At 38.9% G+C, this 25207-nt stretch carries 24 protein-coding genes, 1 rRNA gene and 1 riboswitch; of the genes, 21 read left to right on the forward strand and 4 right to left on the reverse strand.

Annotated features, from left to right (window positions below; genetic code table 11):
- Positions 1-136: 136 nt before the first annotated feature.
- Positions 137-252: ribosomal RNA gene (gene rrf, locus AB3M96_RS08485) — 5S ribosomal RNA — on the forward strand.
- Positions 253-1089: 837 nt separating this feature from the next.
- Here the strand turns inward: rrf and AB3M96_RS08490 are convergent.
- Complete coding sequence (locus AB3M96_RS08490) at positions 1090-1611, reverse strand: GNAT family N-acetyltransferase (protein WP_412967160.1); 522 nt, start codon at positions 1609-1611, stop codon at positions 1090-1092.
- 147 nt (positions 1612-1758) lie between these two features.
- On the opposite strand from AB3M96_RS08490, the gene AB3M96_RS08495 reads away from it, so the two are divergent.
- Positions 1759-2685: an MBL fold metallo-hydrolase gene (locus tag AB3M96_RS08495; RefSeq protein WP_412967161.1), complete on the forward strand. Its 927-nt coding sequence runs from the start codon at positions 1759-1761 to the stop codon at positions 2683-2685.
- Positions 2686-2787: 102 nt separating this feature from the next.
- Here AB3M96_RS08495 and AB3M96_RS08500 read toward each other — a convergent pair whose 3' ends face one another.
- Positions 2788-3222, reverse strand: a complete 435-nt coding sequence (locus tag AB3M96_RS08500; protein ID WP_412967162.1) for an Hsp20/alpha crystallin family protein — start codon at positions 3220-3222, stop codon at positions 2788-2790.
- A gap of 188 nt (positions 3223-3410) precedes the next feature.
- Here AB3M96_RS08500 and AB3M96_RS08505 point away from each other — a divergent pair, with 188 nt between their 5' ends.
- From AB3M96_RS08505 to purD, 14 genes are all read left to right on the forward strand, one after another.
- Entirely contained in the window at positions 3411-3953 is a 543-nt protein-coding gene (locus AB3M96_RS08505) for a DUF2179 domain-containing protein (RefSeq protein WP_412967163.1), read from the forward strand.
- Complete coding sequence (locus AB3M96_RS08510; RefSeq protein WP_412967164.1) at positions 3950-4147, forward strand: NETI motif-containing protein; 198 nt, start codon at positions 3950-3952, stop codon at positions 4145-4147. The genes AB3M96_RS08505 and AB3M96_RS08510 overlap by 4 nt, the downstream gene beginning before the upstream one ends.
- A gap of 70 nt (positions 4148-4217) precedes the next feature.
- Positions 4218-4319: riboswitch (purine riboswitch) on the forward strand.
- Positions 4320-4432: 113 nt separating this feature from the next.
- Positions 4433-4921 carry a 5-(carboxyamino)imidazole ribonucleotide mutase gene (gene purE, locus AB3M96_RS08515; RefSeq protein WP_412967165.1) on the forward strand — a complete coding sequence of 163 codons (489 nt, stop codon included), beginning with the start codon at positions 4433-4435 and terminating at the stop codon, positions 4919-4921.
- Positions 4908-6059, forward strand: a complete 1152-nt coding sequence (gene purK / locus AB3M96_RS08520) for a 5-(carboxyamino)imidazole ribonucleotide synthase (protein WP_412967166.1) — start codon at positions 4908-4910, stop codon at positions 6057-6059. The genes purE and purK overlap by 14 nt, the downstream gene beginning before the upstream one ends.
- Positions 6060-6062: 3 nt before the next feature.
- Positions 6063-7355: an adenylosuccinate lyase gene (gene purB, locus AB3M96_RS08525; RefSeq protein WP_412967167.1), complete on the forward strand. Its 1293-nt coding sequence runs from the start codon at positions 6063-6065 to the stop codon at positions 7353-7355.
- A gap of 213 nt (positions 7356-7568) precedes the next feature.
- A complete protein-coding gene (purC, locus tag AB3M96_RS08530; protein WP_412967168.1) occupies positions 7569-8285 on the forward strand; it encodes a phosphoribosylaminoimidazolesuccinocarboxamide synthase in 717 nt (238 codons plus the stop codon).
- Positions 8282-8539 (forward strand): phosphoribosylformylglycinamidine synthase subunit PurS, encoded by a 258-nt coding sequence (gene purS, locus AB3M96_RS08535; RefSeq protein WP_412967169.1) that lies wholly within the window; start codon positions 8282-8284, stop codon positions 8537-8539. Before purC ends, purS begins: the two co-directional genes overlap by 4 nt.
- A complete protein-coding gene (gene purQ / locus AB3M96_RS08540) occupies positions 8536-9225 on the forward strand; it encodes a phosphoribosylformylglycinamidine synthase subunit PurQ (RefSeq protein ID WP_412967170.1) in 690 nt (229 codons plus the stop codon). The genes purS and purQ overlap by 4 nt, the downstream gene beginning before the upstream one ends.
- Positions 9209-11437: a phosphoribosylformylglycinamidine synthase subunit PurL gene (gene purL, locus AB3M96_RS08545; RefSeq protein ID WP_412967171.1), complete on the forward strand. Its 2229-nt coding sequence runs from the start codon at positions 9209-9211 to the stop codon at positions 11435-11437. The genes purQ and purL overlap by 17 nt, the downstream gene beginning before the upstream one ends.
- Positions 11413-12831 (forward strand): amidophosphoribosyltransferase, encoded by a 1419-nt coding sequence (purF, locus tag AB3M96_RS08550; RefSeq protein ID WP_412967172.1) that lies wholly within the window; start codon positions 11413-11415, stop codon positions 12829-12831. The genes purL and purF overlap by 25 nt, the downstream gene beginning before the upstream one ends.
- A 677-nt stretch (positions 12832-13508) precedes the next feature.
- Positions 13509-14549 (forward strand): phosphoribosylformylglycinamidine cyclo-ligase, encoded by a 1041-nt coding sequence (gene purM / locus AB3M96_RS08555; RefSeq protein WP_412967173.1) that lies wholly within the window; start codon positions 13509-13511, stop codon positions 14547-14549.
- A complete protein-coding gene (gene purN / locus AB3M96_RS08560; protein WP_412967174.1) occupies positions 14546-15136 on the forward strand; it encodes a phosphoribosylglycinamide formyltransferase in 591 nt (196 codons plus the stop codon). The genes purM and purN overlap by 4 nt, the downstream gene beginning before the upstream one ends.
- A gap of 10 nt (positions 15137-15146) precedes the next feature.
- Positions 15147-16712: a bifunctional phosphoribosylaminoimidazolecarboxamide formyltransferase/IMP cyclohydrolase gene (purH, locus tag AB3M96_RS08565; protein ID WP_412967175.1), complete on the forward strand. Its 1566-nt coding sequence runs from the start codon at positions 15147-15149 to the stop codon at positions 16710-16712.
- 35 nt (positions 16713-16747) lie between these two features.
- Positions 16748-18016, forward strand: coding sequence for a phosphoribosylamine--glycine ligase (gene purD, locus AB3M96_RS08570; RefSeq protein ID WP_412967176.1), 1269 nt, complete (start codon positions 16748-16750; stop codon positions 18014-18016).
- Here purD and AB3M96_RS08575 read toward each other — a convergent pair.
- Positions 17994-18074, reverse strand: coding sequence for an EYxxD motif small membrane protein (locus AB3M96_RS08575; RefSeq protein ID WP_412967375.1), 81 nt, complete (start codon positions 18072-18074; stop codon positions 17994-17996). The genes purD and AB3M96_RS08575 overlap by 23 nt on opposite strands.
- A gap of 93 nt (positions 18075-18167) precedes the next feature.
- Complete coding sequence (locus AB3M96_RS08580) at positions 18168-18425, reverse strand: YgaP family membrane protein (RefSeq protein WP_412967177.1); 258 nt, start codon at positions 18423-18425, stop codon at positions 18168-18170.
- A 185-nt stretch (positions 18426-18610) separates the two neighbouring features.
- Between AB3M96_RS08580 and AB3M96_RS08585 the strand changes: the two genes are divergently transcribed.
- From AB3M96_RS08585 to pcrA, 5 genes are all read left to right on the forward strand, one after another.
- Entirely contained in the window at positions 18611-20353 is a 1743-nt protein-coding gene (locus AB3M96_RS08585) for an adenine deaminase C-terminal domain-containing protein (RefSeq protein ID WP_412967376.1), read from the forward strand.
- A 50-nt stretch (positions 20354-20403) separates the two neighbouring features.
- A complete protein-coding gene (locus AB3M96_RS08590; RefSeq protein ID WP_412967178.1) occupies positions 20404-21447 on the forward strand; it encodes a DUF3048 domain-containing protein in 1044 nt (347 codons plus the stop codon).
- Between the two features lie 37 nt (positions 21448-21484).
- On the forward strand, positions 21485-21787 hold the full coding sequence (locus AB3M96_RS08595) for a YerC/YecD family TrpR-related protein (RefSeq protein ID WP_412967179.1): 303 nt from the start codon (positions 21485-21487) through the stop codon (positions 21785-21787).
- A 355-nt stretch (positions 21788-22142) separates the two neighbouring features.
- Positions 22143-22829 carry a heptaprenylglyceryl phosphate synthase gene (gene pcrB, locus AB3M96_RS08600; RefSeq protein WP_412967180.1) on the forward strand — a complete coding sequence of 229 codons (687 nt, stop codon included), beginning with the start codon at positions 22143-22145 and terminating at the stop codon, positions 22827-22829.
- Positions 22830-22918: 89 nt separating this feature from the next.
- A complete protein-coding gene (pcrA, locus tag AB3M96_RS08605; RefSeq protein WP_412967377.1) occupies positions 22919-25189 on the forward strand; it encodes a DNA helicase PcrA in 2271 nt (756 codons plus the stop codon).
- The last annotated feature ends 18 nt before the right edge of the window (positions 25190-25207 follow it).

Raw genomic sequence — 25207 nt, forward strand, 5'->3', positions numbered from 1 at the left:
CGAGGTTGATAGGTCAGAGGTGGAAGCGCGGTGACGTGTGCAGCTGACTGATACTAATCGATCGAGGACTTAACCAATATTGATTTCTTTGAATGTGTGAGTGTTATCTAGTTTTGAAGGAATGAACCTTCAATAGTCTAGTGATGATGGCGAAAAGGACACACCCGTTCCCATACCGAACACGGAAGTTAAGCTTTTCAGCGCCGATGGTAGTTGGGGCATTGCCCCTGTGAGAGTAGGACGTCGCTAGGCACGAGAGAAAGACCAGCTGGAATGGCTGGTCTTTTTTGTGTTTTAAAACCGTAAGGTTTTATGGAAAAAGTATACAAACGCATATCGAGTATTGAAAATAAGAAAATATTTGGGTTTCGAGGAGCGAAGAGTTCAAGGAAGCAAGGGAACGACAACCGGAATGTACTATGTACATGAGGATTGGAGAGAGTGCAGTTGACGCAGAAATCTGAAGTTCATCGGAAGCCGACCATCGTACACGGAAGTTAAGCTTCCGGCGCCGATGGTAGTTGGGGCATTGCCCCTGTGAGAGTAGGACGTCGCTAGGCACGAGAGAAAGACCAGCTGATATGGCTGGTTTTTTTTTTGCAGATAGGAAAGTGTAAAATTCTTTCCTATCTGCATAAGTACAACTACGGCTCTGCTGTCGCCTAAAGGCTCGGCAATCGCCGAGTTTTCTAATATTTATAAAAAGGTTTTAATGTAACTGATGTTTTCTATTATGTTTTGATTGAGTACTATAGCTTGGGAAAATTGCCAAAATGATAAATTTTGATTAAAATGCACAAATTTAATTTAACGTCTCAAAAAATGCATACGCGGTGATTAAGAAGGTCAAATGCCGCCCCAGAAATTGCTAAAAACCGTAAATGTTAATTAAAAACCATAAATTTGATTTAAAAACCGTAAATTCAATATAAAAACCGTATTTTTTAATTAAAAATCGTAAATTCAAATTATAATGCATAACCTAAATTAAGTTGAATTCGCCTTAGCTCAAAACTAGTGCAGATTGCTATTAATCTATCAAATTATGAAAAATTCACTTAAAAATCTCCAAAACCGGGACTAGATATCCTATTTTGAACCAACCATCAACTTTTTGCCCATTATGATATAAAGAGTTTTACCATCTGGCAAGAAAGAATTACTAATTTCCTTCCACCCCAAGCTTTTGTATAGTGATTGTGCATTTATATTTGATTTTTGTGTGGTTAGCACTGATGTTGAATTTGTTGCATTTTCTAAAAGGTCCGCAATTAAGCTTTTTCCGATTCCCTTTTTTCGGTAGTCTGGGTGGACTGCCAGTTCGACAAGTTCAAAGCAGTCAGTTAACCATTTTTCTGTTTCTTCCTCTGATAGATGTTTTTCTAATAGCCCTCTATAATATTGTCCTTCCATGGAAGTATAGCCATACGTAAAGCCAATTACATCTCCGTTTTTATTGACAGCAACAAGTCCCTTGAACCCATCATAAGATGCATGTTTTTTAAAACGATAAATTACCTCAGAATCATTTTGATCCCAAATCTTATTATAAAGAGAAGATATGATTTCAAAGCTCTTATCTGTACAATCGAATTTATAAATTTGTATCATTTTTTTCCTCCATTATTTGATATATCGTGTAATTATTCTTTACTTTGTTGTATTCTCCTTCTTTTTTAAGAAGAGAAATTATGCTATGAAAGAGTTAGTATGATACGCTTATACCACATTAACGAGGCGATGAAAGGATTAAAACCAATGGCCAGAAAAAGATACACAAACTATGACAATGTAAGTAATACAAAAAGCTTTGCAGATATGAGACGTTGGTCGAAGGAAAGACGTGCTAATAAGAAGGATTTATCTGTCCAGATTCAGCAATATGAGAACAAAGAGATTCAGAAAGTGTATCAGAACCGAGAGTGCTCGTCGATAACCTGGATTGGTCATTCGACTTTTTTACTTCAGGTAAATGGTATAAATATTGTTACAGATCCCGTTTGGGCAAAACGAATGGGGTTTCAAAAGAGGTTAACGGAACCTGGCATTCCTATAGAAGAGTTACCAGAAATTGATGTCGTTTTAATTTCTCATGGTCACTATGATCATCTAGATTTTGGTTCAATTAAGCGTTTAAAAGGAAAACCTACTTTTTATGTACCCATTGGTCTCCGTTCTGCTTTTACAAAGAGGGGATATAAAAATGTTATTGAAGCAAATTGGTGGGATGAATTTTCAACTAACGGTCTGAAAATTACGTTTGTTCCGGCGCAACACTGGACAAGAAGAGGAATTAAAGATATGAACACTTCACATTGGGGTGGTTGGATAATAGAAGATACACTAACAAATCAAACTGTTTATTTTGTTGGGGATACTGGCTATTTTAAAGGATTTAAAGAAATTGGAGAAAAGTTTAATATTGATGTTGTCCTTATGCCAATAGGTGCATATGAACCGGAGTGGTTTATGAAGGATTCTCATATAAATCCCGAAGACGCCATTAAAGCCTTTCTTGAGGTAAAGGGAAGCTTATTTATTCCGATGCATTATGGAGCCTATCGATTAGCAGACGATAACGGTCCAGAGGCACTTGAACGTTTTTTAAAAGAATGGGATAGACTAAAATTGCCGAAGAAGCAATTAGCTGTTTTACAAATTGGTGAAACTCGCTGGCAGCAATAAAGAAAACTCTGCTCTCGCAGAACCGTAGTTGCACTTATGCGTTTAGGAAAGTATCATATACTCTCCTATTAGCTAAAAAAATGCCCCGTTTGCTGGGGCATTTTACTTTTCTGCATCTATAACATCCACTTTTTTACGAGAATCATCTGGTATTAGTTTATGAAGGTGGATAAGGAGAAGCCCTCTTTTATAGGTAGCTTTTATTCGGTCTTCTTTTACCGTATATGGCAAAGGAATCTCGCGTTCGAACTTTCCTTGGAATATGCCCTCCTGAATGATATCAAAGCCTTTAAAATTAAGATTAATTTTCCCCTTCACTTCAAGAGTCTGATGATTCACAAAGATATCAACATCCTCTACCTTCGCAAGTCCTGGGAGGCTGAGTACAACTAATAGTTCATTTTCTCCTTGATATAGGTTAAGTTGTGAGTGGGCATTATCAAAAAATGGTGCAAATCCATTCCAAAATTCTTCTCCGAAAAAGTGATCCCACTGATTTCTCCAGTCGGTCATTCTTTTAAATTGATCCATTTTCATTGGGAACCCTCCTGATAACAATCTACTCCAGTCTGTGTTTTGCTTCTCTAGTATATGGGTGTAAAGTGATATATGTGCCTATAAAAATATGCAAACATGTTTACTGCAGTTTCGTTTTGGGAAAATGTTTAGTAAAATGAATACTTTGGAAAGCTACACATATGTAAGGAAAGTAAGGGGGGTTAATTTTGTTAGAAAATGCTTATGTTATGGTACTTATTATTTTGGTCATTAATATTGTGTATGTCTCGTTTTTTACGATTCGGATGATTTTAACGATGAAGGGACAGCGATATGCTGCTGCCTTTCTAAGTACGATTGAGGTTGTCATTTACGTTATTGGTCTTGGTTTGGTGTTAGATAATTTAAATGAAATACAGAATTTAATAGCATATGCTGTAGGCTATGGAATTGGTGTAATTGTTGGAATGAAAATTGAGGAGATGCTTGCGTTAGGCTATATTACAGTTAATGTAATTACAAAGGAATATGAAATGGATTTGCCTAAGAGACTTCGTGATGAAGGTTATGGGGTTACAACCTGGCCATCCTCGGGAAGAGAAGGTGACAGGCTTTCCATGCAGATTTTAACGCCTCGTAAATACGAACTTAAGTTATATAGAACGATTCAGGAGTTAGATCCAAAAGCATTTATAATTGCATATGAACCCAAGACAATACATGGCGGTTTCTGGGTGAAGTCTGTAAAGAGAGGTAAGCTTGAATCATGAAAAAACAAACCAAGTTAAAGTTTGAGGTGTTGGAAAATGAAACGATTGACCAATGCTTAGAACGGATGAAAAAGGAAGGGTACATGCCGGTAAGAAGAATGGAAGAACCACTGTTTCAAGAAGTGGAAAGGAATGGTGAGATTATTATCGAACCATGTGGCCGAAAAATAATTTTCGAAGGTAAAATGGAGTAAAACACGAACGTTAAAATTATTATAATGGATAATTGTTCGATATTAATTGACATCCAAAACCTCTGTTGTTAAGATTAAAGTAATAAGACCTCATATAATCTTGGGAATATGGCCCATAAGTTTCTACCCGATAACCGTAAATTATTGGACTATGAGGGAAAAGTATAATTTTACCTTAACTTAAAGACTTGTCTTAAAAGTGCCCAGGTAGGATTGCTTTCCCTTTTTTCGGGACAGTCCTACCATGGGCATTTTTTGATAAGTTTAAGATAACGGGAGGATAAAATGAATCCAGTAGTTGGCGTAATCATGGGAAGTACTTCTGATTGGGAAACAATGAGGGAAGCATGTGTGATTTTAGACGAAATTGGTATTCCTTTTGAAAAAAAGGTTGTTTCCGCACATAGAACACCTGACTTAATGTTCGAATATGCCGAAACAGCAAAAGAACGCGGTATTAAGGTTATTATTGCGGGAGCAGGCGGTGCAGCGCATCTGCCAGGTATGGTAGCCGCAAAAACAACAATCCCAGTAATTGGTGTGCCGGTCCAATCAAGAGCTCTAAACGGGTTAGATTCTCTATTATCGATTGTTCAAATGCCAGGCGGTGTACCAGTAGCAACTGTAGCTATAGGTAAAGCTGGTGCAAAGAATGCGGGACTTTTAGCAGCATCTATTCTAGGCACTTCAAATCCTGAATGGGATCGTGCGCTTGTTGAAAAGAGAGAGCAGAAAAAAATTCAAGTACTAGAAAGTAGTGATGAACTTGAATAATCGAATTTTACCTGGTCAAACCATTGGGATTATTGGTGGTGGGCAGCTTGGCCGAATGATGGCAATTTCGGCAAAAGAGATGGGATTCAATGTTGCGGTTCTTGATCCGACTCCAAATTCACCATGTGGACAGATAGCAGATCTAGAGATAACTGCAAACTATGATGATTTAAATGCAATTAAAGAATTAGCTTCACATAGCGATGTGATTACATACGAATTTGAAAATATTGATTATGAAGCATTAACGTGGCTTGAAGAGAATGCGAATTTACCTCAAGGAAGTAAATTGTTAAAAATCACCCAGGACCGTGGGACTGAGAAAAATGCCATTCAGAAGAGTGGGTTACAAGTGGCATCATTTTTTCTAGTGGATAACGAATCTGATCTACATGATGCCGTTGAACGAATAGGTGTGCCAGCAGTCCTAAAAACGCGTCGTGGAGGCTATGATGGCAAGGGCCAATTTGTACTGAAAAAGCAGGATGACATTAATGAAGCTAGTAAACTACTTAAAGTGGGTCCATGTATTTTAGAGGGATGGGTTACTTTTCAAAAAGAAATTTCGGTTATTGTTATCAGAAATTCTGCAGGTGAGATAAAAACATTTCCTGTATCAGAGAACGTACATGTTGATAATATCTTGCACCAATCGATTGTTCCAGCAAGGATACCAGTAGAAATTCAGTTCTTAGCAAAAGAGATGGCAATGAAGCTGGCTGCTGAATTTGATTTAGTAGGAACATTAGCTGTTGAGATGTTTGTAACAAGCGAAGGAGAAATCTTTATTAATGAATTGGCACCAAGACCTCATAATTCAGGTCATTATACGATAGATGCATGTGAAACTTCTCAATTTGAGCAGCATGTACGTTCCGTTTGTAATTGGCCACTTGGTGAAACTACGCTGCTTCGACCTGTAGTAATGACAAATATATTAGGTGAGCATGTGCAGTCCCTGCTAGAGAGTGTTTCTCAATTTTCACATGTTAAGGTGCATTTATATGGGAAAAAGGAAGCAAAAGTAAAGCGTAAAATGGGTCATGTTACCGTTTTAGGAAATACTATCGAGGATGCGTTAGAAAAAACGAATTCATTACATATATGGAATATACCACAAGAAGTGATCGGAGGATAAATCATGATAGAACGTTACACACGAGAGGAAATGGGTGCTATTTGGACGGAGGAAAACCGTTTCAAGGCATGGTTAGAGGTAGAAATTTTAGCTTGTGAGGCTTGGGCAGAGCTAGGAGAGATTCCAAAAGAGGATGTGGCATTAATTCGTAAACACGCATCCTTTGATGTAAATCGAATTAAAGAAATAGAGGAAGAGACTAGACATGATGTTGTAGCCTTTACTCGTGCAGTTTCTGAAACGTTGGGTGAAGAACGAAAGTGGGTTCACTACGGATTAACTTCTACTGATGTTGTTGATACAGCTCTTTCTTATCTAATAAAACAAGCAAATGATATTTTATTGAAGGACCTTGAACGATTTGTAGAAATAGTAGCTGAAAAGGCAAAGGAACACAAATATACCGTTATGATGGGGCGTACTCACGGTGTTCACGCTGAGCCAACAACATTCGGGCTAAAGTTGGCTTTATGGCATGAAGAAATGAAACGTAATTTAGAACGCTTTAAGAATGCTGCAAATGGAGTTCAATTTGGAAAAATTTCTGGAGCAGTTGGTACGTATGCAAATATCGACCCATTTGTTGAACAGTATGTGTGTGAAAAGCTAGGTATTTCACCTACACCTATCTCAACGCAAACGCTGCAACGTGACCGTCATGCTGATTATATGTCAACACTAGCACTTATCGCTACATCTATCGAGAAATTTGCAGTAGAGATTCGTGGGTTACAAAAAAGTGAAACAAGAGAAGTAGAAGAGTTTTTTGCGAAGGGTCAAAAGGGGTCTTCAGCAATGCCACATAAACGAAATCCAATTGGCTCTGAAAATATGACTGGATTGGCACGTGTTATCCGTGGATACATGATGACAGCCTACGAAAATGTTCCATTATGGCATGAACGCGATATATCTCATTCATCTGCCGAGAGAATCATTTTACCAGACGCAACAATTGCGCTGAATTATATGCTAAACCGTTTTGGAAACATTGTGAAGAACTTAACTGTTTATCCAGAAAATATGAAGCGCAATATGGACCGTACACTTGGTTTAATTTATTCACAACGTGTGTTATTAGCGTTAATCGATTCTGGAATGGCTAGGGAAGAGGCGTACGATACAGTTCAACCGAAGGCGATGGAAGCGTGGGAAAAGCAAGTTCCATTCCGTGACTTACTTGAGGCTGAAGAACAGATTACAAGTCGTTTAACTCCAGCACAAATTGATGATTGTTTTGATTATAACTACCACATTAAGCATGTAGATATGATTTTTGACCGTCTGGGCTTATAAAACAGGTAAAAAAATAAAAATACGATTTTTAATTTGGAAATACGGTTTTTATTTGAAAAATACGATTTTTAATACGAAAATACGGTTTTTAATCTGAAAATACGATTTTTAATTCAAATTTACGATTTTTAGCATCTTTTTGGTGGTTGGCAGCCACGTAGCTCCAACCACCAGCTTATCGAAAAGAGACCTAAATTGAGGGGAGACCTGAACGTGGAAAAGCTGGCTTTGTTATATGAAGGGAAAGCGAAAAAAATCTACCAAACAGCGGAAGATTCAATTGTGTTAGTGGAATATAAGGATGATGCAACAGCATTTAATGGTGAGAAAAAGGCTCAAATTGTAGGAAAAGGCCGTTTAAACAACGAGATTACGAGTTTACTATTTTCTAAATTACATGTTGCGGGAATCAAGACACATTTTATTGGGAAGCTTTCAAAAACGGAACAGCTTGTAAAACGTGTCACGATTATACCACTTGAGGTAGTAGTGAGAAACGTAGTTGCTGGAAGCCTTTCAAAAAGAACTGGAATTTCAGAAGGTACACAGTTAGAAAAACCGGTTGTTGAATTTTATTACAAAAATGATGGGTTAGGGGATCCGCTTTTTACAGAGGATCACATTGACATGTTGCAGCTTGCTACAAAGGAACAGGTTTCTGAGCTTAAGGAAAAGGCGCTAAAAATTAATTCAGTATTAGAAACATATTTTTCAGGATTAAATATTAGACTGGTAGATTTTAAGCTTGAGTTTGGTGTAACAAATGAAGGGTCTATTTTATTAGCTGATGAAATTTCACCGGATACTTGCCGTTTGTGGGATTGTGACACGAATGAAAAGTTTGATAAGGATGTATTCCGTCGTGATTTAGGTAATTTAACAGATGCATATACTGAAATTTTACATCGTTTAGGAGGAAAAATAGCATGAACTATAAAGTGAAGGTATACGTAACATTACGAGAAAGTGTGTTAGACCCACAAGGTAGTGCTGTAAAAGGATCGTTACATCGCCTTAACTATAACGAGGTAAAGGATGTCCGAATCGGTAAGTATATGGAATTAACAATTGATGAGAAGGTTACGAATTTAGACCAAACAGTACGAGAAATTTGTGAAAAGCTTTTAGCAAATACAGTAATTGAAGACTACCGCTATGAAGTTGAGGAGGTTGTCGCGCTGTGAAATTTGCGGTCATCGTATTCCCCGGCTCTAACTGTGATGTAGATATGTATCATGCAATAAAGGATGCGCTTGGCGAAGAAGTTGAGTATGTGTGGCATGATGCAACAAGTTTAGATGGTTTTGATGGTGTACTATTGCCTGGAGGGTTTTCCTACGGAGATTATTTACGCTCAGGCGCAATCGCGCGTTTTTCAAATGTCATGAAAGAAGTTGTTAAGGCTGCAGAGGCTGGTAAACCTGTGTTAGGCGTTTGTAATGGGTTTCAGATTTTATTAGAAGCGGGACTACTCCCAGGTGCAATGAGACGAAATGAAAAATTAAAATTCATGTGTCGACCAGTTGAGTTACGAGTTGAGAATAATACAACCATGTTTACCTCAGAATACAAAGCAGGTGAAATCATAACGATTCCGATTGCACATGGTGAAGGAAACTATTATTGCGATGAGGAAACACTTGCTAGATTACAAGAAAATAACCAGATTGCGTTTACGTATCATGACGCAAACCCAAATGGTAGCATCATGGATATTGCAGGAATTACGAATGAAAGAGGAAATGTCCTTGGTATGATGCCGCACCCAGAACGTGCAGTAGAAGAATTAGTAGGTAGTGAAGATGGAAGAAAGCTATTTCAATCAATTGTGAAAAATTGGAGGTTAGCAGCACATGTCGTTACTTCTTGAACCAAGTCCGGAGCAAATTAAGGCTGAAAAAATATATAGTGAAATGGGATTAAATGATTCTGAGTTTGCGTTAATTGAAAACATCTTAGGAAGACTTCCAAACTATACAGAAACAGGCTTGTTTTCTGTTATGTGGTCAGAGCATTGCAGCTATAAAAACTCGAAGCCGGTATTACGTAAGTTCCCAACAAGTGGAGAACGTGTTCTTCAAGGTCCCGGAGAAGGGGCTGGAATTGTTGATATAGGAGATAACCAAGCAGTCGTGTTTAAAATTGAGAGTCATAATCACCCTTCTGCTATTGAGCCTTATCAAGGTGCAGCAACTGGTGTTGGAGGAATCATTCGTGACGTGTTCTCAATGGGGGCAAGACCAATTGCATTATTAAACTCGCTTCGTTTTGGTGAGTTAACTTCTCCACGTGTGAAATACTTGTTTGAAGAAGTAGTGGCAGGAATTGCGGGATATGGAAATTGTGTTGGAATTCCAACAGTTGGTGGAGAAATTCAATTTGATCCATCATACGAAGGAAATCCGCTTGTAAACGCAATGTGTGTTGGTTTAATTAATCATGAAGATATTAAAAAAGGGTTGGCAAAAGGTATTGGCAATACAGTCATGTATGTAGGGGCAAAAACAGGTCGTGATGGAATACACGGTGCTACTTTTGCTTCTGAAGAGCTTTCAGATGAGTCAGATGCTAAGCGTCCAGCGGTTCAAGTGGGAGACCCATTCATGGAGAAGTTATTACTTGAAGCTTGTCTTGAACTGGTAAAATGTGATGCGTTAGTCGGAATTCAAGATATGGGTGCTGCAGGATTAACAAGTTCTTCAGCAGAAATGGCAAGTAAAGCAGGTTCAGGAATTGAGATGGACCTTGACCTAGTACCACAACGTGAAACTGGAATGACAGGCTATGAAATGATGCTTTCAGAATCTCAAGAACGTATGCTAATCGTTGTTGAAAAAGGCAGGGAGCAAGAGATTCAAGACATCGTAACGAAATATGGCCTTGAAGCAGTAGCAATCGGAAAGGTAACAGATGATAAAAAGCTTCGATTACTTCACAAGGGTGATGTAATTGCAGATGTCCCTGTTGATGCATTAGCAGAAGATGCACCAGTATATCATAAGCCATCAAGTGAGCCTGCGTATTATCGTGAGTTTCAAGCGATGAATGTGGAAACTCCTGTTGTTATAGATTTAGAGAAGACTCTACTAGATTTACTTGCTCAACCTACAATAGCAAGTAAAGAGTGGGTTTATGATCAGTATGACTATATGGTTCGAACAAACACTGTTGTTTCACCTGGCTCGGATGCTGCAGTTGTACGTGTTCGTGGAACTGAAAAGGCACTTGCAATGACAACAGACTGTAACTCTAGATATCTATATTTAGACCCTGAAATTGGTGGGAAAATTGCTGTTAGTGAAGCGGCACGTAACATCGTATGTTCTGGTGGAGAACCGCTTGCTGTTACAGATAACTTAAACTTCGGTAACCCAGAAAAACCAGAGATTTTTTGGCAGATTGAAAAGGCTGCTGATGGAATAAGTGAGGCATGTGTTGCCTTAGGTACACCTGTTATCGGAGGGAATGTTTCGCTTTACAATGAGACAAATGGCGTAGCGATTTACCCTACTCCTGTAATTGGAATGGTTGGATTAATTGAAGATGTAGCTCATATTACCACTCAAGAGTTCAAGCAAGCAGGAGACCTTATCTATGTAATAGGTGAGGCAAAGCCGGAGTTCGGTGGTAGTGAATTACAAAAGTTATTGAATGGAAAAATCTTTGGTCAGGCACCAGAGTTAGATTTAGTGATTGAAAGAAAACGTCAGCAGCAAGTCCTTGCTGCGATTCGTGCCGGATTGGTTGCTTCTGCTCATGATATTGCAGAGGGCGGTTTCGCTGTAGCATTAGCTGAGAGTGCAATTGGATCAAAAGGGTTAGGAGCAAGAGCTACTATTAATGGTGAGGCTGTAGTTGAATTATTTAGTGAAACACAGTCCCGTTTTATTGTATCTGTTAAACCAGAAAATAAAGCCAAGTTTGAACAACTTGTAGAAGCGACTTATGTTGGAGAAGTAATAGAAGAGGGAACTCTATTCATCCAGGATCAAGAAGGAAACAATCTTGTTAACCTCCCTGTTGAAGAGGTAAAAAGAACATGGAAAGGAGCTATCCCATGCTTGCTGAACTCAAAGGCTTAAACGAAGAATGTGGTTTATTTGGAATCTGGGGGCACCCGGATGCCGCGCAAATCACTTATTACGGTTTGCATAGCTTGCAGCACCGAGGTCAAGAGGGTGCTGGTATTGTTGTAAGTAATGGAGAAAAGCTTCGTATTGTAAAAGGGGAAGGCCTCGTTAATGAAGTATTTAGCAACGGCCAATTAGATAACTTACACGGAAAAGCGGCGATGGGGCATGTACGTTATGCTACTGCAGGTGGTGGGGGCATTCAAAACGTTCAGCCCCTTCTATTCCATTCCCAAGTTGGTGGCCTTGCAATTGCACATAATGGAAATCTAGTAAATGCAAATGACTTAAAGCATCAGTTAGAGAATCAAGGAAGTATTTTTCAAACAACATCAGACACTGAAGTTCTTGCTCATTTAACGAGAAGGAGCGGATATACAAAAATTAAGGACCGTGTGAAAAATTCGTTATCAATGTTAAAAGGTGCATATGCCTTTATCATTATGACGGAAACGAAAATGCTTGTTGCGCTTGACCCAAATGGTCTTCGTCCTTTATCAGTTGGCCGCCTTGGTGATGCGTATGTTATAGCTTCTGAAACTTGTGCATTTGATGTTGTAGGTGCAACCTATGAGCGTGATGTAGAGCCTGGCGAACTTCTTGTAATAACGGATGAAGGTATGACATCTGAAAGATTTTCACTAAACACGAACCGTGCGATGTGTAGCATGGAATATATCTATTTTTCACGTCCGGATAGCTCAATCAATGGAATTAATATTCATACAGCACGAAAAAACCTAGGTAAACAGCTTGCATTTGAAGCACCGGTAGAAGCAGATGTTGTTACAGGCGTACCAGATTCTAGTATCTCGGCGGCAATCGGCTATGCAGAAGCATCCGGTATTCCATACGAACTAGGATTAATCAAAAACCGTTATGTTGGCCGGACGTTTATTCAACCTTCACAATCTCTACGTGAGCAAGGGGTTAAAATGAAGCTTTCACCTGTACGTGGAGTGGTAGAAGGTAAGCGCGTTGTAATGGTAGACGATTCGATTGTACGTGGTACAACAAGTAGACGAATTGTAAAAATGCTGCGTGATGCGGGTGCAACTGAGGTGCATGTATGTATTAGTTCACCTCCAATCAAAAATCCGTGTTTTTATGGAATTGACACCTCAACACACGAGGAACTGATTGCATCGGCTCATTCGGTGGAAGAAATCCGTCAAATTATTGGAGCGGATACATTAACATTTCTAAGCCCAGAAGGTCTTGTAGAAGCAATTGGAAGACCGTATGAAGGTGAAAGCCGTGGTCAATGTATGGCCTGTTTTACTGGTAAATATCCGACAGAGATTTTTCCAGATACAGTGTTACCGCATGAGAAGGTTTATGTGTGAGGAATCGAGATTAAATAGTGATCTCATTACTATGTTCTATGTTGCTATTTTAGTATTTTCAAGTGACTATTGTTGATTAGTTACTACAAGGGTGATTGGAGCGCATGGCATGAGACTCCTCGAAAATGCTTTGCATTTTCTTCGTGCGTGGGAGAATTCAAAGAAGCCTCTCAAAGTCCTGCGGGAAGTTCATAGGAACGTCTACTAATGACCGCCACGTCCTGTGGCTAACGTAGACGTCAGCACATCCTCGAAAATGCTACGCATTTTCTTCGTGCGATGCATATGCTGCCGGAGCATTCCTTGTCCTGTGCAAGTCAGGTGAGACCCCGCAGGAGCTTGCGACCTGTCTAGCTTCAGCGGCTAGAAACTCGAGAAATTTCAACTCCTCCGTCAGAGGTAAAAGGCGCCTCTTTTGTCGGAGTCTCCGACGCACAGGATGTGCTAGTGCCGCCAAAGCCACAGGACGTGGCGTTATTGGCGGCCAATTTCCTCGTTTCTAACCAAGCCGCTTTCGCATTTCGTAGAGGAGGCTCACGGTCCGCCCGCGGAAAGCGAGTGCCAGGAGCGGAAATCACCATAACCTATAAAACAATGGGAAATAAAGTAAAGAGTTTATGAGAAACAATCATTAACTCAAGACGTTCGTAGAATACAGGTAGGGAGTGTTCGTAAGGATGGCAAATGCTTATAAGCAAGCCGGAGTAGATATAGAAGCAGGCTATGAAGCTGTTACCAGAATGAAAAAGCATGTGCAAAAGACAGTTAGACCTGAAGTGATGGGGGGACTCGGAAGCTTTGGGGGAATGTTTGATCTTTCGAAGATAAATGTAAAAGAACCTGTGTTGGTTTCAGGTACAGATGGAGTCGGCACAAAGCTTATGCTGGCATTCATGATGGATAAGCATGATACAATCGGAATAGATGCAGTCGCGATGTGTGTAAATGATATTGTTGTTCAAGGTGCTGAGCCGTTATATTTTCTAGATTACATCGCTTGTGGAAAGGCATTGCCTGAAAAAATTGAACAAATTGTAAAAGGGATCGCGGATGGATGCGAACTAGCAGGCTGTGCCTTAATTGGCGGCGAAACTGCAGAAATGCCTGGTATGTATGCAGAAGATGAATACGATCTCGCTGGTTTTTCAGTAGGCGTTGTTGAAAAATCAAAGCTTGTTACGGGGAATTCAATTAATCCAGGTGACGTTTTCATCGGCTTATCTTCTAGTGGTATTCATAGTAATGGATACTCACTTGTTCGCAAGGTATTACTTGAAGAAGGTGGATTAGACCTAGCAAAAACTTATGGTAGACTCGAAAAATCACTTGGTGAAGAGCTGCTTCAACCAACGAAAATATATGTAAAGTCGCTCTTGAAGGCGATGCAGCAGTTTACGGTCAAGGGAATGTCCCATATTACTGGTGGGGGCTTTATTGAAAACATCCCACGTATGCTTCCAAAGGGTATAGGTGCTGAAATCGATTATGGCTCATGGCCAGTTCCGGCAATTTTTGATTTACTTCAAGAGACTGGGAACCTAAACAGACTAGAAATGTTTAGTATTTTTAATATGGGAATAGGTATGGTTCTTGCTATAGACGAAGCTGATATTCATGATGTTATCAAACTTCTTGAGGAACAAGGTGAAAAGGCGTATATTATCGGCCGTGCAAAAGAAGGGGCAGGAGTTTCCTTTGGCGGAGGAGCGCTTGTATGAAAAAGATAGCGGTATTTGCCTCTGGGAGCGGGACAAATTTTCAAGCCATAGCTGATTCAGTTAAGTCTGGTTTTTTGCAAGCTGAGCTTGTCTTGCTTGTTTGTGATAAACCGGGGGCTAAGGTAATTTCCCGTGCTGATCTTGCAGGTGTAGAATCCTTTATTTTCTCACCTAAAGAATATCCAAGTAAGATTTTTTTTGAAAAAGATATCGTTCAGATATTGAAAGAGAAAGATGTGGACTTTATTGTATTAGCAGGATATATGAGGCTGATTGGTGAAACCTTGCTATCAGCCTATCGTCATAAAATTGTTAATATCCATCCTTCGCTTTTACCGGAATTTCCAGGTAAGGATGCTATTGGTCAAGCTTTTGAAGCTGGCGTGATGAAAACGGGTGTTACGATTCATTATGTGGATGAAGGCATGGACACCGGGCCAATTATTGCTCAGAAAGAGCTAGTGATTGAAGACCATGATACGTTGGAAAGTGTGGAGAAAAAGATTCATCAAATTGAACATGAATTTTATCCACAAACATTACAGTCATTATTCACTTCATCCAGTAAAAGTCTATCAACTCTGTAAGGACGGTATTATGACAAACATAGGGAGCGATTTTACAGTGACAATTAAACGAGCGCTTGTAAGTGTATCAGATAAAGAAGGACTTGTCCCTTTTGTAAAGGGTTTAATAGATCATGGTATTGAGGTTATCTCAACGGGTGGTACAAAACGTATGCTTGAAGAAAATGGTCTTTCCGTTATAGGTATTTCTCAAGTAACAGGCTTTCCTGAAATTATGGATGGACGAGTAAAGACACTACATCCGAATATTCATGGGGGATTACTTGCGGTTAGAGAAAATGAAGAACATGTAAAACAACTTAACGAGCATCAAATTTCACCAATCGATTTAGTAGTAGTAAATCTATATCCGTTTCAGCAAACAATTGCGAAGCCGAATGTTGAATTTGCTGAGGCAATTGAAAATATTGATATTGGCGGACCATCTATGCTTCGTTCAGCTGCCAAAAACCACAAGTATGTAACGGTGGTAGTTGATCCACAAGACTACAATAAAGTATTAGATGAGCTTAATCAGACTGGTGCAGTAGCTGCTGAAACCAAGCAAAAGCTTGCAGCAAAAGTATTTCGTCATACAGCAGCCTATGATGCAGTAATTGCAGAATTTTTAACGAAGGAAGCTGGAGAAGATAGCCCAGAATCGTTAACAGTTACATATGAGAAAGAGCAAGATCTACGCTATGGTGAAAATCCTCATCAAAAGGCTGCATTCTATAAAAAGCCACTTTCAACGGAGTTCTCGATTGCGTCTGCAGCACAATTACATGGGAAAGAATTATCATACAACAACATTAATGATGCAGATGCAGCTCTTCAAATAGTCAAGGAGTTTACAGAACCTGCAGTTGTTGCAGTTAAACATATGAACCCATGTGGTGTAGGGGTCGGAACTACTATAGAAGAAGCTTATCAAAAAGCATATGAAGCAGATTCGACTTCAATTTTTGGTGGTATTGTAGCATTGAACCGCGAAGTAGATGCATCAACAGCTCAAAAGTTACATGAAATTTTCTTAGAAATTGTGATTGCACCTTCCTTTAGTGAAGAAGCTTTTGAGATTCTATCTTCAAAGAAAAATATCCGTTTATTAACGGTTAATATTGCTGAGAAACAAGAGGTTGAAAAGAAGTTAGTTTCTGTTCGTGGTGGTTTATTAGTACAAGAAGAAGACGTTTATACTTTTGAGGATGCAACGATCACAATTCCAACGAAACGCGAGCCAACTGAAAAGGAATGGGCTGATTTAAAGCTTGCCTGGAAGGTAGTTAAGCATGTTAAGTCAAATGCAATTGTTTTAGCAAAAGACGATATGACAATTGGAATTGGTGCGGGGCAAATGAATCGTGTAGGAGCAGCGAATATTGCACTTGCACAAGCTGGTGAAAAGGCACAAGGTTCTGCTTTAGGGTCTGATGCATTTTTCCCTATGGATGACACAGTAGAAGCAGCTGCTAAAGCGGGTGTAACAGCGATTATTCAACCAGGTGGTTCGATTCGCGATGAAGATTCGATTAAAAAAGCAGATGAGTACGGAATTACCATGGTATTTACAGGAGTACGTCATTTCAAGCACTAGAAATTTCGAAAAATCATCGTAAAGAGGTGGACTAAATGAAGGTACTTATCATCGGACGAGGTGGACGTGAGCACACAATAGCCTGGAAGGTTGCTCAAAGTCAGAAGGTGGATGAGGTATTTGTAGCACCTGGTAATCCAGGTATGAGTGATGTAGCAACTATTTTGAATATCAATGAAGCTGACCTTGATGCCTTGTTGACATTTGCGAAAGTTGAAAAAGTGGACCTTACAATTGTCGGTCCAGAAGTTCCATTGATAAATGGTATTGTGGATCAGTTTCAAGCTGAGGGTTTAAAGATATTTGGCCCATCAAAGGACGCTGCTCTACTTGAAGGTAGTAAGTCTTTTGCGAAGGAAATTATGAAAAACTATCAAATCCCAACAGCATCATATGAAACATTCACCTCTTATGAAGAAGCAAAATCATATATCCTTGAAAAAGGGGCTCCAATTGTTATTAAGGCAGACGGTCTAGCAGCTGGAAAAGGTGTAACGGTTGCAATGAGTGTTGATGAGGCTTTAACAAGTCTTTATGACATGATGGAGGCTGGTAAATTTGGCGAGGCGAGTTTACGAGTCGTGATAGAGGAGTACCTTGAAGGCGAGGAGTTCTCGTTAATGGCCTTTGTAGACGGGGAAACTGCATACCCAATGGTCATTTCACAAGATCATAAACGTGCTTTTGACGGCGACAAGGGGCCAAATACTGGAGGAATGGGTGCTTATTCGCCTGTTCCACAGATTCCAGAAACAGTTGTAGAAGAAGCTGTTGAAACGATAATCAAACCAACAGTTAAGGCAATGGAATTGGAAGGAAGACCATTTACAGGAGTTCTTTATGCGGGCCTTATTTTAACGACCTCCGGGCCAAAGGTGATAGAATTTAATGCAAGATTTGGAGATCCAGAAACACAGGTTGTTCTTCCGCGACTTGAGAACGACTTAGTTGAGGTTATATTCGGGTTACTAGCTAAAGAAAAAGTTGAGTTGTCTTGGTCAAGTTCAGCGGCAATTGGAGTTGTTTTAGCATCTAAAGGATATCCGGAAAGTTATGAGAATGGTGCTGTTATAGAGGGACTTTCTAGTCTAGATACTACCATTAACATTTTCCATTCAGGTACTGCTATAGTTGATGGACAATTTGTTACTAACGGAGGAAGGGTCGTAACTCTCGTTGCACAAGCCGAAACACTTGAAGAGGCGCAAAACTGTGTCTATCGTGAGGCGGAAAATATTCAATGTTCAAACCTGTTTTACCGTAAGGATATCGGACACAGATCTATCTCGCGCGTTTCTTCCTAATGTAAGCATAGGAAATGGCAACAATTCCTCCTATAATTGCAATAAGGACAAATAACATATCTGAAGCATATTCCCAAAATGACAAATTCAATCTACTCCTTTCTGTAGGTAATAAAAGGTAAGAAGGTGGACGCCTTCTTACCTTTTTATTTTAAGTCGGATTAATTACGTCGGGTAATCTGTCATTGTTTTGTTCATCTTGGTTTTTTTCCATATATTCTTTAAAAAGAGCAGTTAATGGGCAAAAGCGAGTTATCCCTTCTGCTACTTTCATACCACCAAGCATTGCTACTATGATAAAACTCTCGCGCCAAGGGCGTTTTACCATTTTTGCTGTAGCCCACGCAAGCATTGTAAATCCACACGTTATACGGATTAAAGCGTTAATCATGCCTATATTTGGCCTCATAATACTACCCCCGTTGTCATATCATTTCTACAATAACTAAATTTTTATACGGTTATAAATTGTCCCGAAAATTTATTGCAGAAAAAATTTAAAATTATCTAAACTCTTTAGTGCGTTAAATTGGTTAATATGGTACGATAATAATAGCTTCATATGAAGCTATGGTAGAGATTGGAGAGATGTTTATGCCTGAGCAACGGTATCGTTGGAAAAATAAGCAACTCAGGGAACATGTTGCTGTAATAGATGGGAAGAAGTCCCCAACAATTTTATTGAAAAATGTAACATATTTAAATCAAATGCTTAAGAAGTGGCTACATGCACATATTTGGATCTATGAAGACCGCATAATCTATGTCGGCCAACAACTACCCGCTGATCTCACAGGATGTGAAGTAGTTGATTGTGATGGAAAATATATAGTGCCGGGTTATATTGAACCACATGCCCATACTTTTCATTTATATAATCCCCATACATTTGCTCAGTATGCATCACAGACTGGTACGACTACACTTATAAATGACAATCTGGTGCTTGCTTTACAATTAACAAAAAAGAAAGCGTTTTCTTTTTTGAATGAGATGAAGAACTTGCCGGTATCTATGTATTGGTGGTGCAGGCTTGATGCACAAACAGAAATCCAGAACGAAGAACAAGCTTTTTCAAATGGAAATGTGCTTAGCTGGCTGGATCATGATTCGGTTGTTCAAGGTGGAGAATTAACAGGTTGGCCGAAGCTTTTAGCTGGTGATGATCTAATGTTACATTGGATACAAGAAGCAAAACGTAAAGGTAAAAAAATTGAAGGTCATTTTCCTGGAGCATCCGAAAAAACATTGGCAAAATTAATGTTGTTAGGAGCTGATTGTGATCATGAATCAATGACAGGAAAAGATGTCATGAATCGATTACTTCAAGGATATACAACATCTTTACGTTATTCTTCGATACGACCTGACTTACCAACTATCCTTGATGAAATTCATGAGTTAGGAATCGATCAATATGATAAATTTGTGTTCACAACGGATGGATCACCTCCTGCTTTTTACGAACATGGAATTATCGATAATATGATTAAAATAGCCATTGATAAAGGAGTTCCGCTTATCGATGCATATAATATGGCAACCATTAATGTTGCTCGTCATTATCATATCGAGCATCTACATGGAATGATTGCGACGGGCCGTGTAGCGAATCTTAATATCTTGTCCTCAAAAGATAACCCAACTCCGGAGTCAGTACTGGCAAAAGGCATATGGGTTAAAAGAAACGATGAAGTACACGAATTTAGTAAAGCGTTTCCATGGAAAAGTCATGGCTTTTCACATGTATCGACAAACTGGGATTTAACAATGGATGACCTGCAATTCTCCATGCCGTTTGGGATGAAAATGGAAAATGCAGTTATTATGAAACCTTACTCCATTACAATTGATGCATCATACGATGAATTGTCCATGAAACATGATGAAAGTTTTATAATGCTTATAGACCGTAATGGAAAGTGGCGAGTAAATACAATTGTGAAAGGGTTTGCTAACAGGGTGTCCGGTTTTGCTAGTTCTTTTTCCAATACGGGTGATTTTGTGTTAATTGGAAAGAATAAGCAAGATATGATGCTTGCATTCAGCCGTATGAAGGAACTTGGCGGTGGAATCGTTTTAACTGAAAATGGCGAGATTATTCATGAAATACCACTCGAAATAGGTGGAATAACTTCAACGAAATCAGTAGAAGAGTTAATGTCTTTAGAGAAGGAATTTGATACTCTTCTAAGAGAGCGTGGGTACAATCATAGCGACCCAATCTATACATTATCGTTCTTATCTTCGACGCACTTGCCATATATACGCATTACACCACAAGGAATTTATGATGTTATGAATAAAACTGTACTCTTTCCGTCGATAATGCGTTAAAATATAAAAGTGTAAAATTAGTAATAATTAGAAAAAGGTTGTGGCTTTTGATGAAGAAAAGTTTACTATTATTCGGCATAATACTTGTACTATTTTTAGCAGCTTGTAATAAAAAAGAAGAGGTAGTAAAAGAAGAAGATACAGGGCCTAAACAAGAAGAACCTGTTGTGACAGAAGAGCCAGAACTAGAAAACATGTTTCCATTAACAGGGTTAGGTACTGATGAGGAAGTATCAAATCGTCCTTATGCAGTTATGGTTAATAATCATCCGAAGGCACGTCCACAATCTGGTCTGCATATGGCTGACGTTGTGTATGAGGTTTTAGCAGAAGGAGATGTTACAAGATTTTTAGCCGTTTTTCAAAGTGAGAAGCCTGAAATCATTGGACCGGTCCGTAGTGCTCGTGATTATTATATTGAATTAAGTAAAGGGTACGATTCTTTATATGTAGCACATGGATGGAGTCCAGAGGCGCAGCAAATCTTAAATAGTGGAAATATTGATAACCTTAATGGTATGGTTTACGATGGCAGTTTATTCTGGAGAGCAGATCATCGAGTAGCTCCTCATAATTCTTACATCTCATTTGAGAACATTGTTAAAGGGGCGGAACAAGAAGGATATTCGATGGATAAAGAAGTTCAGGCATTTACGTTTTTGTCTGACGAAGAAATAGAGACTATTGAGGGAACAACGGCTGAACACGTTAGAGTTTCCTATTCATCAAGAGATACATTTGCCGCAGTATACGATTTTAATGCTGAGGAAGGCAGATACGAACGATATAGTGCAGGTGAACAAACAGTAGATCGTGAAACAAATACGCCTGTTCTCCTAGATAATGTGTTTATTGTGGAAATGAGTCATCAAGTAATTGATGAAGCGGGAAGAAGAACGATTGATACAACTTCTGGTGGAAAAGGGTACTTGTTACAAAAAGGCAAAGCAAAAGAAATAGAATGGCAAAATGTAAATGGACGAATTATCCCATTCTCTAATGGAAAAGAGGTAGGATTTGTCCCGGGGAAAACATGGATTAATATTATTCCAACATCACCAGGAATTACAGGCGCCGTTTCATTTGGAAACTAATTATACATTTAATAAAGAACATTAAAGGAGAAACTATATGCAAATTGATAAATTACGTGGTAAAGAACTAGATCAGTTATTTAATGCAATTCTATCAATAAACGACTTGGAAGAATGCTATCGATTCTTTGATGATTTATGTACGGTTAACGAGATTCAATCATTAGCTCAACGACTTGAGGTTGCAAGAATGCTGCAAGAAGGTAATACGTATCATAAAATTGAAACTGAAACTGGCGCTAGTACAGCAACAATATCCCGTGTGAAGAGATGTTTAAACTATGGAAATGATGCCTATCAAATGGCTTTAGATCGTTTAAAAGAAACTGAAGAAAAATAGGAAAGAAAAAAGTCGAAACAATGTGTTTCGGCTTTTTTTTTTAGTAGAGTGTGTCTATATCCAGCTTCAGCGCCTAGCCCCTCGAGGTCGCTTCACCCCTCCTGCGGCGGCAACACTGAGGGAAGGTTCGTGAGGAAAAACCTCGCAGGAAAAAAGCTTTGCTTTTTATCGAGCCTCCTCGTCAGGGTTCCGACGCACAGGACGTGGCGGCCATTAGTCGATGTTCCTTTTTCCAAGGCGCTTACGCTTTTAATCTAACAGGATTAAATTGGTTCACTTGGAATTGTGTAGAGGTATTAATAATGGCGTGAGTTTTGATATAATGGAGAAATGGATATATGAATGGAGGATCTTCATGTACGATTATAGAGAGTGGAGACATGTTTTTAAACTTGATCCAAATAAGGAAATTGATGATGAACAATTAGAGAGAGTTTGTGAATCAGGTACGGATGCCATTATAGTTGGAGGTAGTGATGGAGTTACATTGGATAATGTACTTGCATTAATGTCGCGCATTCGCCGTTATACAGTACCATGTGTATTAGAAATTTCAAATATTGAGTCAGTCACACCTGGCTTTGATTTATATTTTATCCCTTCTGTTATGAATAGTACGGATACAAATTGGATGATGGGCTTACATCATGAAGCGGTGAAGTCGTTTGGGGATGTAATGAATTGGGATGAAATTATCATGCAGGGATACTGTATTTTAAATAAAGATTGCAAAGCAGCACAGTTAACACATGCTAATACAGAATTGAGTATCGAGGATGTTGTAGCTTATGCTGCAATGGCTGAGAAAATGTTTTCTCTTCCTATCTTTTATCTCGAATATAGTGGTACGTATGGCGATAGTGAGGTTGTGGAAAAGGTTAGTAATGAATTAAAGAATACAAAATTATTTTATGGCGGGGGCATTAAAACCGTGGAGCAGGCAAAAGAAATGAGTCAGTATGCGGATACAATTGTGGTTGGAAATTTTGTGTATGAAGATATTGATGCTGCTCTTAAAACGGTACAAGCTATTAAAGGGTAATTACAATATAGAAGATATGGAAAAGCTGTAGAAAATCAGGTAAAATAGAACGTATGTTTGATGAACATTTATATAGGGCGGTGGAACAAGTGCAATTTTTAAGTAATAAATTGTTAGCGGGTCTAAACAAAGAACAACAAGAGGCAGTGAAAACAACAGATGGACCACTTTTAATAATGGCTGGTGCGGGAAGTGGTAAGACAAGAGTGTTAACCCACCGTATTGCTTATTTAATGGTTGAAAAAGAGGTTGCTCCTTGGAACATTTTAGCGATTACCTTTACAAATAAGGCTGCTCGTGAAATGAAAGACCGTGTAGCAGGAATATTAGGAGGAGCGGCTGAAGATATTTGGATTTCAACGTTCCACTCGATGTGTGTACGAATTTTACGAAGGGATATTGATCGACTTGGCTTTAATCGCAATTTTACAATACTAGACACAACTGACCAGTTATCGGTTATTAAAAATATCTTAAAAGAGAAAAATCTTGATCCGAAAAAGTTCGACCCACGTAGTATCCTTGGGGCAATAAGCAGTGCAAAAAATGAGCTGATTTCAGCGGAAGAATATGAAAAAACTGCTGGCGGGATGTACGAACAGGTTGTGAGTGATGTTTATACGATGTATCAAAAGCGTCTTCGTAAAAACCAGGCTCTCGATTTCGATGACTTAATTATGACTACTATTACACTATTCAGACGTGTACCCGAAGTGCTCGAATTCTACCAACGTAAGTTCCAATACATTCACGTGGATGAGTATCAGGATACGAACCGTGCACAATATATGCTTGTAAAATTACTTGCAACACGATTTAAGAATCTTTGTGTTGTTGGGGATTCTGATCAATCCATTTATCGTTGGCGTGGGGCAGATATTGCGAATATCCTTTCATTCGAAAAAGACTACCCAAATGCCAGTGTTATTTTACTAGAACAGAATTACCGTTCAACCCAACGTATTCTTCAAGCAGCAAACCAGGTGATTGAAAAAAATGCGAATCGTAAACCAAAAAAGCTTTGGACTGAAAATGATGAAGGTGCTAAGCTTCTCTATTATCGTGCTGATAGTGAATCAATGGAAGCTCAGTTTGTTGCCGGGAAAATTAGAGAATTAGTTGATAATGGTAAGAGAACCTTTGCAGATATTGCTATCCTATACCGCACAAACGCACAATCACGTGTTATGGAGGAAGTATTACTAAAATCAAATATTTCTTATCAAATTGTCGGCGGAATAAAGTTCTACGATCGAAAAGAGATTAAAGATCTTCTAGCGTATTTACGTGTGGTTGCGAATCCGGATGATGATATTAGCATAACAAGGATTATTAATGTACCAAAACGTGGTATTGGTGCTACTTCAATTGATAAGATAGCAAATTATGCTAATGCGAATGATATCTCAATATTCCAAGCCCTTCAGGAAGTGGAGCATATTGGTTTAAGTGCGAAAATCACGAATTCATTACGAGATTTTAGAAGTCTAATTCACAACTGGGATCAAATGCAGGATTATTTATCAGTTACTGAATTAGTGGAAAGTGTCTTAGAGAAAACAGAATACCGTGAGATACTTAAAGCTGAGAAAACAATTGAAGCACAAAGTCGCTTAGAAAACATTGACGAGTTTTTATCTGTTACGCAGAATTTTGAAAAACAAAACGATGATAAAAGCTTAGTTGCATTTTTAACAGATTTAGCGCTTGTTGCTGATATTGATAAATTAGATGAAGATGAAAATGATAAAAACAATGCAGTTGTTTTAATGACACTTCATTCAGCAAAGGGATTAGAGTTTCCGGTTGTCTTTTTAATGGGACTAGAAGAAGGGGTATTCCCGCATAGTCGTTCATTAATGGATGAGGAAGAAATGGAAGAAGAACGTAGACTTGCCTACGTTGGTATTACACGTGCAGAAGAAGAGCTTTATTTAACAAATGCTCAAATGAGAACCTTATACGGGCGCACAAATATGAATCCAGTTTCTCGTTTTATAAGTGAAATTCCGGAAGAATTAATAGAGGATTTAGGAGAACAGCGTAAACAACAAATGCAGCAGCAAAGACAACAAATGCAGCAGCAGAGACAGCAACAAATGCGTACTCCATTTACACCTTCTAGTTCGGTAAGTCAGTCTGAACGCAAATCCTTTGCTCGTCCGATAGCAACATCAACTGGTGGCGATGAAATTGGCTGGAAAGTAGGCGACAGGGCAGAGCATAAAAAGTGGGGAATTGGTACAGTTGTTAGTGTAAAAGGAGAAGGTGAATCAAAAGAACTTGATATTGCCTTCCCAAGCCCAACTGGAATTAAGAGATTACTGGCAAAATTTGCACCAATAACAAAAGCTAATTAAAGTCTTTCTCTTTAAATG

It is taken from the genome of Ferdinandcohnia jepli (assembly GCF_047246645.1).
Lineage (GTDB): Bacteria > Bacillota > Bacilli > Bacillales > Bacillaceae_L > Ferdinandcohnia.

Excerpts from the sequence above, each read along its gene's own strand:
- AB3M96_RS08490 (WP_412967160.1), bottom strand. The coding sequence starts at position 1,611 with ATGATACAAATTTATAAATTCGATTGTACAGATAAGAGCTTTGAAATC.
- AB3M96_RS08495 (WP_412967161.1), top strand. The coding sequence starts at position 1,759 with ATGGCCAGAAAAAGATACACAAACTATGACAATGTAAGTAATACAAAA.
- AB3M96_RS08500 (WP_412967162.1), bottom strand. The coding sequence starts at position 3,222 with ATGAAAATGGATCAATTTAAAAGAATGACCGACTGGAGAAATCAGTGG.
- AB3M96_RS08510 (WP_412967164.1), top strand. The coding sequence starts at position 3,950 with ATGAAAAAACAAACCAAGTTAAAGTTTGAGGTGTTGGAAAATGAAACG.
- purE (WP_412967165.1), top strand. The coding sequence starts at position 4,433 with ATGAATCCAGTAGTTGGCGTAATCATGGGAAGTACTTCTGATTGGGAA.
- purK (WP_412967166.1), top strand. The coding sequence starts at position 4,908 with ATGAACTTGAATAATCGAATTTTACCTGGTCAAACCATTGGGATTATT.
- purB (WP_412967167.1), top strand. The coding sequence starts at position 6,063 with ATGATAGAACGTTACACACGAGAGGAAATGGGTGCTATTTGGACGGAG.
- purS (WP_412967169.1), top strand. The coding sequence starts at position 8,282 with ATGAACTATAAAGTGAAGGTATACGTAACATTACGAGAAAGTGTGTTA.
- purL (WP_412967171.1), top strand. The coding sequence starts at position 9,209 with ATGTCGTTACTTCTTGAACCAAGTCCGGAGCAAATTAAGGCTGAAAAA.
- purF (WP_412967172.1), top strand. The coding sequence starts at position 11,413 with ATGCTTGCTGAACTCAAAGGCTTAAACGAAGAATGTGGTTTATTTGGA.
- purM (WP_412967173.1), top strand. The coding sequence starts at position 13,509 with ATGGCAAATGCTTATAAGCAAGCCGGAGTAGATATAGAAGCAGGCTAT.
- purN (WP_412967174.1), top strand. The coding sequence starts at position 14,546 with ATGAAAAAGATAGCGGTATTTGCCTCTGGGAGCGGGACAAATTTTCAA.
- purH (WP_412967175.1), top strand. The coding sequence starts at position 15,147 with ATGACAAACATAGGGAGCGATTTTACAGTGACAATTAAACGAGCGCTT.
- purD (WP_412967176.1), top strand. The coding sequence starts at position 16,748 with ATGAAGGTACTTATCATCGGACGAGGTGGACGTGAGCACACAATAGCC.
- AB3M96_RS08575 (WP_412967375.1), bottom strand. The coding sequence starts at position 18,074 with ATGTTATTTGTCCTTATTGCAATTATAGGAGGAATTGTTGCCATTTCC.
- AB3M96_RS08580 (WP_412967177.1), bottom strand. The coding sequence starts at position 18,425 with ATGAGGCCAAATATAGGCATGATTAACGCTTTAATCCGTATAACGTGT.
- AB3M96_RS08585 (WP_412967376.1), top strand. The coding sequence starts at position 18,611 with ATGCCTGAGCAACGGTATCGTTGGAAAAATAAGCAACTCAGGGAACAT.
- AB3M96_RS08590 (WP_412967178.1), top strand. The coding sequence starts at position 20,404 with ATGAAGAAAAGTTTACTATTATTCGGCATAATACTTGTACTATTTTTA.
- AB3M96_RS08595 (WP_412967179.1), top strand. The coding sequence starts at position 21,485 with ATGCAAATTGATAAATTACGTGGTAAAGAACTAGATCAGTTATTTAAT.
- pcrB (WP_412967180.1), top strand. The coding sequence starts at position 22,143 with ATGTACGATTATAGAGAGTGGAGACATGTTTTTAAACTTGATCCAAAT.